The organism is Kitasatospora sp. NPDC101108 (assembly GCF_055584725.1).
In genome coordinates, this window is the sequence record NZ_JBVJLM010000002.1 from 323,210 (window position 1) to 334,477 (window position 11,268).

The window sequence follows — 11,268 nt, forward strand, 5'->3', positions numbered from 1 at the left end:
GGGGATCCTCTCGGCTGGTCCCTGGGTGGGCTAGGCGCTCCCCCCGGAGCCCCGGCGTCGGCGGCGGGAGACGGGATTGCCCGCCCCAAGCCTATTGCCTGGGGCAACCACCCCGACCACCGGTTGCCGGAACACGGCGGCTGGTCCACTTGCCGTAAACCGCCGTGTCACCTGCCGCGCGCGGAGGGATGCTTGGCCGCATGGCGCTCGCGGCCCCCCGGTACACGGAAGCGCGGGGAGACCGCCCGGCGGTGCCCGCAGCGGCGGTCACGTACGCCCTGATCGCGGTCAACACCCTGGTCTTCCTGCTCGGCCCGGCCGCCGGCCTCAACCCGCTGTACGGCACCGGCCAGGCCCGGATCTGCGCCGAGCAGCGGTACGAGCAGCGCTGGGGCGCCGTCCCCGCCGAGCTGCTGACCGGCCACCCGCTCACCGCCGAGCAGCTGGCCGCGGGCCCGGACCCGGTCCCTGGCTGCCCCGCCTCCCCCACCCCGGGCAAGCACCCGGCGGTCTCCGCCCTCACCGGGCTGTTCCTGCACGCCGGCTGGCTCCACCTGCTGGGCAACCTGCTCTTCCTCCACGTCTTCGGCCCCACCGTCGAACGGCGGGTCGGCCGGGCCAGGTATCTCCTCTTCTACCTGGCCGCCGGCAGCCTCGCCTCGTACGGCTTCGCGCTCGCCGAGGCGCACTCTCCCGACTCCACCCGGGTCCTGATCGGCGCCTCGGGCGCGATCTCCGCCGTGCTCGGGGCGTACCTGCGCTTCCACCCGAGGGCCCGGGTGACCACCCTGGTGCCGCTGCTCCTCTTCCTCCCGCTGCGCTTCCCGGCCTGGCTGGTGCTCGGCCTCTGGTTCGCCCTGCAGTGGTGGTCGGTGCACTCGGCCGGTCCCGGGGTGGCCTACCTGGTGCACGTGGTCGGCTTCTCGGCCGGCTTCCTCTACGCCTGCACCGTCGTCGGCCACCCCCCGAGACGCCCCGGCTGAGGCCCGATACGCTGGCCGCACCTCACGAAGGAGCCCTGAACAGTGATCACCGCCATCGTCCTGATCAAGACCAGCGTCGACCGCATCCCGGAGATCGCCGAGGCCATCGCCGCCATCGAGGGCGTCAGCGAGGTCTACTCGGTGACCGGCGGCTACGACCTGGTGGCGATGGTCCGGGTGCGCCGCCACGACGACCTGGCCGAGGTCATCCCGGGCCGGCTGAACAAGGTCCCGGGCGTGGCCCACACCGAGACCCAGATCGCCTTCCGCACCTACTCCCAGCACGACCTGGAAGCGGCCTTCGCCCTCGGCCTGGACGAGTAGTCCCGCCCTAGCGGCGGCTGTCGGCGACGCAACGGCCGCCCTCGTTGCGGTAGTTCCACGCCGCGCCGTCGGTGACCAGCTCGCGGACGGCGGTCAGGAAGCGCTCGACGTGCTCGTCCGGCGTGCCGGCCCCGAAGCTCACCCGGATCGCGTTGAGGCTGCGCTCCCCCGGGAGCGAGGGCTCCGGGGCCCCGCACTCGGACGGCGCCACGTCCTCGTCCCCCAGCAGTGTCCGCACCAGCGGGTGGGCGCAGAACAGCCCGTCGCGCACCCCGATGCCGTACTCGGCGGACAGCGCGGCCGAGAAGTGCGAGCTGTTCCAGCCCCGGACGACGAAGGACAGCACGCCCACCCGGGCGCTGCTCCGACTGTCGCCGGCCTCGCCGAACAGGTTCAGCACCTTGACCTCGGGGATCTCCGCCAGCCCCGCCGTCAGCCGCTCGACCAGCTGCCGCTCCCGGGCCTCCAGCGCGTCGAAGCCGGCCTCGGTCAGCGCCCGGCAGGCCGAGGCGATCGCGTAGGCGCCGATGACGTTCGGCGAGCCGGCCTCGTGCCGGGCCGGGCCGGTGTGCCACTGCACCGCCACCGAGCCGTCCGACTCGCGGGCCACCGTCCGGGTCGCCCCGCCGCCGGCCAGGTACGGTTCGGCCGCGTCCAGCCAGTCCGCCCGCCCGGCCAGCACCCCGGCGCCGAACGGCGCGTACAGCTTGTGGCCGGAGAAGGCGATCCAGTCGACGCCCAGCTCGCGCACCGAGACGCGGTGGTGCGGGGCCAGCTGGGCGGCGTCCAGCACCACCCGGGCGCCGTACCGGTGCGCGGTCCCGGTCAGCTCGGCGACCGGCCACAGCTCGCCGGTCACGTTGGAGGCGCCCGTCACGCAGAGCAGCTTCGGCCCCTCGGGCGCCGCGGCGAGCGCCGCCTCCAGCGCGGCCACCGCCTCGGCCCGCGAGCGCGGCGCCCGCAGGTAGCGGACCTCCAGCCCGGCGTGCGCCCAGGGCAGCAGCGAGGCGTGGTGCTCGGTCTCGAAGGCGAACACCCGGGTGCCGGCCGGCACGGCCGAGGCCAGCAGGTTGAGCGAGTCGGTGGTGGCGCGGGTGAAGACCACCTGGTCGCCCTCGCGCAGGTCGAGGAAGTCGGCGACGGTCCGGCGGCTCTGCTCGAACAGGTCGGTGGACAGCTGCGACAGGTACCCGGCGCCGCGGTGCACGCTGCCGTAGTACGGCGCGTAGGCGGCGACGTCGTCCCAGACCCGCTGGAGCGCCGGCGCGCTGGCCGCGTAGTCGAGCGCCGCGTAGCCGACCTTCTCACCGCTGGCGAGCGGCACCTGGACGTCGTGGCCGAGGACGGCGAGCGGGGCGGAGGTCTCGGTGGCGAGGGACATGAGGATGCACTCCTTCGGGGGGTAAGGGACCCCGGGAGTGCTCGTCGTCCGGCGTCCGCGCTTGTCGCGCGGACGGCTTGCCCGGCGACCCGGTCCTCACCCAGGGCACCCCGCCACGGACGGAGGGTTGCCGGACAGCCAGCTGGGGCTTGGCGCTGTCACTCATGACCTGGCGAAGACTCTAGGTCGGGTGCGTCGGACGGTCAAACAGGCATCCACCATCCGGACGGCGTTCCCGCCCCCGCGGCGGGCGGCAGCCCGAGGGCCCGTGCCGACGGAACGGCACGGGCCCTCAACTACCGTCTCAGATCCGGCTGGTGGCCTCCGACCAGCGCCGCAGCAGCTCCTGCGCCGCGCCCGAGTCGATCGCCTCGGCCGCCCGGACCATCCCCGCCGCGAGCTGCTCCGTCAGCGGCGCGTCGCCGAGGTCCATCGCGACCAGCGCCGCCGCCGTGTTCAGCAGGACGGCGTCCCGCACCGGCCCGCGCTCCCCGGCCAGCAGCCGGCGCGCGACCTCGGCGTTGTACGCGGCGTCGGCCCCGCGCAGCGCCTCGATGCCGACCAGCTCGATGCCGACGTCCCGCGGGTCGAAGCCGGTCTCGGTGACCGCCCCGTCGCGCACCACCCACACCCGCGAGGTGGTGGTGACGGTCAGCTCGTCCAGCCCGTCGTCACCGCGGAACACCAGCGCCGTCGCCCCGCGCCGGGCCAGCACGCCCGCGATCAGCCCGGCGAGCCGGGTGTCGAAGCAGCCGATGGCGTGCGAGGTGACCTTCGCCGGGTTGGTCAGCGGACCGAGGATGTTGAAGGCGGTCGGCACCCCGAGGTCGCGCCGCGCGGTGGCCGCGTGCCGCATCGAGGGGTGGAACTTGGCGGCGAAGCAGAAGGTGAGCCCGACCTCCTCGGCCACCTCGGCCACCCGCCGGGCCGACAGGTCGAGCGCCACCCCGAGCTTCTCCAGCACGTCCGAGGAGCCGCTGGAGGAGGAGGCGGCCCGGTTGCCGTGCTTGACCACCTTGGCGCCGGCGGCCGCCGCGACGATCGCCGACATGGTGGAGATGTTGACGGTCTTCGCCCGGTCGCCGCCGGTGCCGACGATGTCGACCGCCGGGCCGGGGATGTCCAGCGGCTCGGCGTGCGCGTACATCGCGTCGACCAGACCGGCGATCTCGTCGACCGTCTCGCCCTTGGCCCGCAGCGCCACCATGAACCCGGCCACCTGGACGGGGGACGCCTCGCCGCTCATGATCCGGTCCATCGCCCACGCGGTGGACGAGCGGTCGAGGTCCTCCCCCTTCAACAGTGCCGCCAGGAGGTCCGGCCAGGTGCGGACCACCTGCGCGGGGTCGGTACCACCGTTCGCAGGGTTCACGTTCACCATGGCTGACTCCAGCTGTTGTGGGTTCCCCGCACCGGGGGACGTCCGTACGGATGGAGCCAGCCTATCGAGCGGTGGGGCGCCCGGCCCCGGTCATCTCCGGTACTGGGACGACACCGCTCAGCGTGCGACCGGGGCCCGCTTCGCCAGCCGCGCCCGCAGCAGGGTGGCCACCGCCCCGGCCAGTGCCACCGGGTCGACCGGGTGGGAGATCGCGGCGTCGGCCCGGCTCCAGGCGGCGAGCCAGGAGTCCTGCGGCCGGCCGATCAGCACCAGCACCGGCGGGCAGCCGTAGATCTCGTCCTTGAGCTGGCGCCCGAGGCCGAGCCCGCCGGCCGGGACCGCCTCGCCGTCCAGCACGCAGAGGTCGATCCCGCCCTTCTCCAGTGCCTTGATCACCGCGGGGGTGGTCGCGCACTCCAGGTAGGACAGCTCCGGAAGATCCTCGGCGGGCCGACGGCCGAGTGCCGTCAGCACCTGCTCGCGGGTGTTGCGGTCGTCGCTGTAGACGAGGACGGTGAGCGTCTCGTCGGTCGTGTACGCCATGGACCCTGCTCCCTCAAGTGTGATCCGGACCACGTTCACCTGACCCGGATGCTACTCCCGTTTCCCCCGTCGCCGGTCCCCCTCGCGCACGTTCCTCCCCGAGCCGCCCCGCCCGCGGCTCACCCACCCGGAGGACGGCCCGTCACCCGGGCCCCGCCGGTCCACCCGGACGGCGGACACGGCATCCTCTCCCCTACACCCCGGCGGTGCGCCGTCCGTGCAACGACGCACCGGGCAAGGGGGTCGCGCACCCGTCCGAGGAACCGTCAGAAAAGGGACACGCCGCTGCTCAGCCCCCGTACGGACACCCCGTCGCCCCCCAAGCGGGCATACCGCACGCACCGGACACTCCGAGGGACACCCCCCGACGTGAAGACGGAATAAGGGACCGACATAATGTCCGTCGTGGCGACAGCAACAGCAACAGAAACCGGGCACGCGCACGGATCGGTCAATCGACCGAACATGGTCAGCGTCGGAACGATCGTCTGGCTCAGTTCCGAGCTGATGTTCTTCGCGGCGCTCTTCGCGATGTACTTCACGCTCCGCTCCGTCAAGGGAGCCGAGTTCTGGGCCGAGAAGGCGCACGCCCTCAACGTGACGTTCTCCTCGATCAACACCACGATCCTGGTGCTCTCCTCGCTCACCTGCCAGCTCGGCGTGTTCGCCGCCGAGCGCGGTGACGTGAAGAAGCTCCGCGCGTGGTTCGCCCTCACGTTCTTCATGGGCGCGATCTTCATCGGCGGCCAGGTCTACGAGTACACCGAGCTGGTCAAGAACGACGGCCTCTCGCTGTCCTCGGACCCGTACGGCACGGTGTTCTACCTGACCACCGGCTTCCACGGTCTGCACGTGACGGGCGGTCTGATCGCCTTCCTGCTGGTCCTGGGGCGGACGTACGCAGCCAAGCGCTTCACGCACGAGCAGGCCACCGCCGCGATCGTCGTGTCCTACTACTGGCACTTCGTCGACGTCGTGTGGATCGGCCTGTTCGCGACCATCTACCTGATCAAGTAACCAGCTGATCAGGTCGCTGGCCACCGGCTGCGGCCCCCGCCCTCACCGGCGACGGGCCGCTTCTGCCGGTGCCGACGCTCCCACCGACCGACCGCGCGCGCAGCCTTGGACAGGCAGCCTCGTGCCGGCCAGACCGGCCGCCGGGTGCACCCACCAGTCGACCAGATCCTGACACCGGGGTTATTCCGTGAAAAAGCTCTCCGCACGACGGCGCCACCCATTGGCGGCGCTGGTCGTCCTACTTCTCGCCCTGGCGGCAACCGGGGGGCTGTACGCCGCGTTCGCGCCCGCCGACAAGGCGCAGGCCGACGTCGCCGCGCAGTCGCTCGCGATCGATGAGGGCAAGAGGCTCTTCGCCGTCGGCTGCTCCTCCTGCCACGGCATCAACGGCCAGGGCGGCAGCGAGGGTCCGAGCCTGGTCGGCGTCGGCACCGCCGCCGTCGACTTCCAGGTCGGCACCGGCCGCATGCCGGCCCAGCAGCCCGGCGCCCAGGTGCCGCGCAAGCCGAAGATCTACACCCAGGGCGAGATCGACCAGCTCGCCGCGTACATCGGTTCGCTCGGCCCCGGCCCGATCGCGCCGAAGCCGGAGCAGTACAACTCGACCGACCCCCAGGACATCTCCAAGGGTGGCGAGCTGTTCCGCACCAACTGCGCCCAGTGCCACAACTTCGCGGGCCAGGGCGGTGCCCTGACCAAGGGCAAGTACGCCCCGTCGCTGGAGGGCGTGGACGCCAAGCACATCTACGAGGCCATGCAGACCGGCCCGCAGAACATGCCGTCGTTCCCGGACAGCACCATGCCCGAGGAGCAGAAGAAGCAGATCGTGGCCTTCGTCCGCCACACCACCAACGATGAGCCCAACCCCGGCGGTCTCACCCTGGGCAGCCTCGGTCCGGTGACCGAGGGTCTGTTCGGCTGGATCTTCGGCCTCGGCACGCTCATCGCGGTCGCGATCTGGGTCGCCGCCCACACCACCAAGGCCAAGAAGTCATGAGCCACGACATGTCAGAAGAGAAGCTCCCGGAGCCGCACGGCTCCGCCGGCGAGGTGGCCGACCACGGCAACCCGTTCGCCGACCCGGGCCTGCCGGCCCACGAGCCCCGCCGCACCGACATCGACGAGCGGGCCGCCAAGCGGGCCGAGCGCCAGGTCTCGCTGATGTTCGTGGTCTCGATGCTCGCCACCATCGGCTTCATCGCCTCGTACGTGGCCATCGACCCGGACAAGATCGTCTACATCTTCCCGCTGGGTCACGTCAGCGCGCTGAACTTCGCGCTCGGCCTGACCCTGGGCGTCGCGCTGTTCATGATCGGCGCGGGCGCGGTCCACTGGGCCCGCACCCTGATGTCGGACGTCGAGATGCCGTCCGAGCGTCACCCGATCGAGGCCTCCGACGAGGTCCGCAACGACGTCATCGAGCAGTTCAGGACCGGTGCCGCCGAGTCCGGCTTCGGTCGCCGCAAGATGATCCGCAACACCCTCATCGGGTCGATGGCGCTGGTCCCGCTCTCCGGCGTGGTCCTGCTCCGCGACCTGGGCCCGCTGCCGGAGAAGAAGCTCCAGGAGACGGGCTGGCGCGAGGCCACCCCGGCCAAGCCGCTGGCGCTCGTCAACATGAGCACCATGCAGCCGATGAAGCCCGAGGACCTCGTGGTCGGCTCGCTGACCTTCGCCATGCCGGAGGGTCTCACCACCCACGACGAGGACTTCCAGCAGCGCATCGCCAAGGACGCCCTGATGCTGGTGCGCATCGCGCCGGAGGACATCAAGGACGACAAGTCCCGCGACCTGGGCTTCGAGGGCATCCTCGCCTACTCGAAGATCTGCACCCACGTCGGCTGCCCGATCAGCCTGTACGAGCAGCAGACCCACCACGCGCTCTGCCCCTGCCACCAGTCGACCTTCGACCTGGCGGACGGCGCGCGCGTCATCTTCGGCCCGGCCGGCCACCCGCTGCCGCAGCTGAAGATCACCACTGACGACAAGGGCAACCTGGTCGCCACCGGCGACTTCGAGAAGCCTGTCGGCCCGAGCTTCTGGGAGCGTGCTCGATGAGTAGCGCGAGCAGCACCACGACCGGTGCCGCCAAGCCCTCCAGCACGCGTGCCAACCCCGCCAACAAGTGGGAGGCCGCGGCTGACTGGACGGACGGCCGGCTGGGGATCTACTCCCTCGCCAAGGCCAACCTGCGCAAGATCTTCCCGGACCACTGGTCCTTCATGCTGGGCGAGATCTGCCTCTACACCTTCGTCATCATCATCCTGACCGGTGTCTACCTGACGCTGTTCTTCAAGCCGTCGATGGCCGAGGTCGTCTACAACGGCTCGTACGTGCCGCTCAAGGGCATCGGGATGTCCGAGGCGTACGCCTCGACGGTCGACATCAGCTTCGAGATCCGCGGCGGTCTGCTGATCCGCCAGATCCACCACTGGGCCGCCCTGGTCTTCGTGGCCGCGATGCTCGTGCACATGATGCGCGTGTTCTTCACCGGCGCCTTCCGCAAGCCGCGTGAGATCAACTGGGTCTTCGGCTTCCTGCTGCTGGTCCTGGGCATGTTCGACGGCTTCTTCGGCTACTCGCTGCCGGACGACCTGCTGTCGGGCACCGGTATCCGCTTCATGGAAGGCGCGATCCTCGCGGTCCCGCTGGTCGGCACCTACATCCAGATGTTCCTGTTCGGGGGCGAGTTCCCCGGCCACGACATCGTGCCGCGGTTCTTCACCATCCACGTCCTGCTGATCCCGGGCATCATGCTCGGTCTGCTGGTCGCGCACCTGATCCTGGTCTTCTACCACAAGCACACCCAGTGGGCGGGCCCGGGCAAGACCGAGAAGAACGTCGTCGGCATGCCGCTGATGCCGGTCTACATGGCCAAGGCCGGTGGCTTCTTCTTCCTGGTCTTCGGCATCATCGCCGCCATCTCGGCGATCGCCACGATCAACCCGATCTGGGCGTACGGCCCGTACCGTCCGGACCAGGTGTCGACCGACGCCCAGCCCGACTGGTACATGGGCTTCTCCGAGGGCCTGATCCGCGTCATGCCGGGCTGGGAGATCAGCCTGTGGGGCCACACCCTGAACCTGGGTGTGTTCATCCCGCTGATGATCTTCCCGCTGGTCCTGGTCGCGATCGCGGTCTACCCGTTCATCGAGGGCTGGATCACCGGCGACAAGCGCGAGCACCACATCCTGGACCGCCCGCGCAACGCCCCGGTCCGCACCGCCCTGGGCGCGGCCTGGATCAGCCTGTACCTGGTGCTGCTGGTCGGTGGTGGCAACGACCTGTTCGCCACGCACTTCCACCTGTCGCTCAACGCGATCACCTACTTCGTGCGCACCGGCTTCTTCGTGGTGCCGGTCATCACCTTCATCGTCACCAAGCGCTGGTGCCTCGGCCTGCAGCGCCGTGACAAGGACAAGGTGCTGCACGGCCGCGAGACCGGCGTCATCAAGCGCCTGCCGCACGGTGAGTACGTCGAGGTGCACGCCCAGCTGCCGCAGAAGGACCTGCACACGCTCACGGCGCACGAGCAGAACCAGCCGATCGAGCTGCCGGCCCAGACGGACGGGAACGGCGTGGCCCGCAAGGCCGGCGCCCTGACCCGCACCCGGGCCAAGCTCTCCCGCGGCTTCTACGGCGAGGGCAGCCAGATCCCCAAGCCCACCGCCGAGGAGCACCACGAGATCACCAGCGGCCACGGCCACCACTGATCCCGTACGCACCCCGCGTCACCCCGAGGGCCGCTGACCAGAGTTCATCTGGTCGGCGGCCCTCGGCCTTTGCCCACCTGCCGGCCCCGCACCCGCACCGCTTCCAGGAGTCCCCCGTGCAGCTGTCCGTCGACCCCGCCGCCGCCACTCCCCCGTACGAGCAGATCCGCGCCCAGATCGCCGAGCAGGCCCGCTCCGGCGCGCTGCCCACCGGGCTGCGGCTGCCGACCGTACGGGCCCTGGCCGAGGAGCTGGGGCTGGCCGCCGGGACGGTCGCCCGGGCCTACAAGGAGCTGGAGGCGGACGGAGTGGTGGAGACCCACGGCCGACGCGGCACCCTGATCGCCGCCACCGGGGACGCCGCCCACCGGCTGGCCGCCGAGGCGGCCACCGAGTACGCCGAGCGCGCGAGCCGGCTGGGCCTGTCCCACGCGGACGCCCTGGCCGCCGCCGTCACGGCCCTGGGCGTGGCCTACCCGGAGGCCTGACCCTCCCGAGCGGAGGGACCGGCCTCAGACCTCGGGGCGCATCATCCCGACGGCCGGGGCCTGGGCGGCGGGAGTGGTGGTGCTGAGGGGCTTTCCGAGGGCGCTGTGCTTGACCCAGTCCGTCCAGGAGACGTTCCAGTCCCCGAAGCCGTTGCCGAAGGGCTCCATGGTGGCGCCGCGGCTGTTCACCACCGTCACCAGGTCCCCCACCCGGGTGTTCTCGTAGAACCACTTGGCGTTGTCGGTGCTCATGCCGGTGCAGCCGTGGCTGACGTTGTCCACGCCCTGCGAGCCGACCGACCAGGGCGCCGCGTGGACGTACTCGCCGCTCCAGGTCACCCGGGTGGCCCACTCGACGTTCAGGTCGTAGGACTCCGAGCTGCCCGCGGCTATGCCGATCGTCTCGCCGCTCATCCGGACCGAGCGCTCCTGGCCGAGCACCACCTTGATGCCGTTGCGGGTGTCGAAGCCGGGCTTGCCGGTGGTGACCGGGATGCTCCGGACCGGCTGGCCGTCACGCTTGAGGGTGAGTTCGTGGGCGGCCGCGTCGATCACCGACTCCACCCGGGCGCCGATCCGCAGCCGCAGCGAGCTGCGGTCGCCCCCGTAGAGGCCGTCGGCGATCCGGCTGCCGGTGTCGTCGAAGGCCAGCGACACGGTGGTGCCGGCCGGCCAGTACTCCTGCGGGCGGAAGTGCAGGTTCTTGTCGTCCACCCAGTACCAGGCGCCGGTGACGGCCGGCTGGGAGGTCACGGTCAGCGCGCTCTCGACCGCCTGACGGGCCTGCGGGTCCTTGACCGCCTCGGAGAGCTGGACGGTCAGCGGCTGGCCCACCCCGTAGACGCCGCTGCCGGAGGAGTCCGGGCCGAGCTTGGCGGTGAGCAGGCGCTGGGCGGCCAGGGTGCTGAACTTCTCGGTGGTGTCACCACGGCCGTTCCTGCCGTCGTCGGCGGAGATCCGCACGGTGTACGCGGTGTCGGCCTTGAGCCGTCCGGTGGTCTGCCAGCTGCGCTGGTCGTCGGCGAGCCGGCCGGCCACCACCCGGCCGTCCGGGCCGACCACGGTGACGTCGGTGAGCCGGCTGCCCTCCACGGCCGTCACGGTGACCGGCTTCGAGGGGTCGACCTTGCCCTCGGCGGAGAGGTGGACGAGCGGTCCCGCGTCGATCCGGTGCGGCCCGGAGGGTTCGTCCCCGGACGAGCAGGCGGCCAGCGGGGCCAGCACTGCCAGGGCCAGCGAGATGCTGCCGATGCCTGCGATTCCGCGCCTGTCGCCCATGACCGCCTCCGAGGGGTCTGCACTATTCGCACGATTGCTCAGATCGTAGGAACGGCCCGGGGCCGGCGACATCCGGGCGACCCTCCGTTGACCCGGGTGAGTGAGGCCGTCACCCCGGGGACGCAGCAGGGCCGGTCCCCCCGTGCGGGAGGACCGGCCC

General features: G+C 71.4%; 11 protein-coding genes and 1 riboswitch. Of the genes, 7 read left to right on the forward strand and 4 right to left on the reverse strand.

What is annotated here, in order from left to right; genetic code table 11:
* Positions 1-251: 251 nt before the first annotated feature.
* Positions 252-983: a rhomboid family intramembrane serine protease gene (locus ACZ6Z8_RS06230; RefSeq protein ID WP_465606833.1), complete on the forward strand. Its 732-nt coding sequence runs from the start codon at positions 252-254 to the stop codon at positions 981-983.
* A 42-nt stretch (positions 984-1,025) separates the two neighbouring features.
* Complete coding sequence (locus tag ACZ6Z8_RS06235; protein WP_030240061.1) at positions 1,026-1,307, forward strand: Lrp/AsnC ligand binding domain-containing protein; 282 nt, start codon at positions 1,026-1,028, stop codon at positions 1,305-1,307.
* Positions 1,308-1,314: 7 nt separating this feature from the next.
* On the opposite strand, the gene ACZ6Z8_RS06240 is transcribed toward ACZ6Z8_RS06235, so the two are convergent.
* The 3 genes from ACZ6Z8_RS06240 to ACZ6Z8_RS06250 form a co-directional block, all read right to left on the reverse strand.
* Complete coding sequence (locus ACZ6Z8_RS06240) at positions 1,315-2,688, reverse strand: aminotransferase class V-fold PLP-dependent enzyme (RefSeq protein WP_465606835.1); 1,374 nt, start codon at positions 2,686-2,688, stop codon at positions 1,315-1,317.
* A 52-nt stretch (positions 2,689-2,740) separates the two neighbouring features.
* Positions 2,741-2,858, reverse strand: a riboswitch (SAM riboswitch).
* Between the two features lie 134 nt (positions 2,859-2,992).
* Positions 2,993-4,069 carry an anthranilate phosphoribosyltransferase gene (gene trpD, locus ACZ6Z8_RS06245; RefSeq protein WP_465606837.1) on the reverse strand — a complete coding sequence of 359 codons (1,077 nt, stop codon included), beginning with the start codon at positions 4,067-4,069 and terminating at the stop codon, positions 2,993-2,995.
* Between the two features lie 117 nt (positions 4,070-4,186).
* Positions 4,187-4,612, reverse strand: coding sequence for a response regulator (locus tag ACZ6Z8_RS06250; RefSeq protein ID WP_402815822.1), 426 nt, complete (start codon positions 4,610-4,612; stop codon positions 4,187-4,189).
* Between the two features lie 396 nt (positions 4,613-5,008).
* On the opposite strand from ACZ6Z8_RS06250, the gene ctaE reads away from it, so the two are divergent.
* The 5 genes from ctaE to ACZ6Z8_RS06275 all read left to right on the forward strand — a co-directional run bounded on the left by ctaE (position 5,009) and on the right by ACZ6Z8_RS06275 (position 9,830).
* Complete coding sequence (ctaE, locus tag ACZ6Z8_RS06255; RefSeq protein ID WP_350515899.1) at positions 5,009-5,629, forward strand: aa3-type cytochrome oxidase subunit III; 621 nt, start codon at positions 5,009-5,011, stop codon at positions 5,627-5,629.
* Between the two features lie 187 nt (positions 5,630-5,816).
* Positions 5,817-6,626: a cytochrome bc1 complex diheme cytochrome c subunit gene (gene qcrC / locus ACZ6Z8_RS06260; RefSeq protein ID WP_402815823.1), complete on the forward strand. Its 810-nt coding sequence runs from the start codon at positions 5,817-5,819 to the stop codon at positions 6,624-6,626.
* Positions 6,627-6,634: 8 nt separating this feature from the next.
* Positions 6,635-7,687 (forward strand): cytochrome bc1 complex Rieske iron-sulfur subunit, encoded by a 1,053-nt coding sequence (gene qcrA / locus ACZ6Z8_RS06265; RefSeq protein ID WP_465606839.1) that lies wholly within the window; start codon positions 6,635-6,637, stop codon positions 7,685-7,687.
* Complete coding sequence (qcrB, locus tag ACZ6Z8_RS06270; RefSeq protein WP_465606841.1) at positions 7,684-9,342, forward strand: cytochrome bc1 complex cytochrome b subunit; 1,659 nt, start codon at positions 7,684-7,686, stop codon at positions 9,340-9,342. The genes qcrA and qcrB overlap by 4 nt, the downstream gene beginning before the upstream one ends.
* A 116-nt stretch (positions 9,343-9,458) precedes the next feature.
* Entirely contained in the window at positions 9,459-9,830 is a 372-nt protein-coding gene (locus tag ACZ6Z8_RS06275) for a GntR family transcriptional regulator (RefSeq protein ID WP_402815826.1), read from the forward strand.
* Between the two features lie 24 nt (positions 9,831-9,854).
* On the opposite strand, the gene ACZ6Z8_RS06280 is transcribed toward ACZ6Z8_RS06275, so the two are convergent.
* Positions 9,855-11,108 (reverse strand): L,D-transpeptidase, encoded by a 1,254-nt coding sequence (locus ACZ6Z8_RS06280; RefSeq protein WP_465606843.1) that lies wholly within the window; start codon positions 11,106-11,108, stop codon positions 9,855-9,857.
* Between the last annotated feature and the right edge of the window lie 160 nt (positions 11,109-11,268).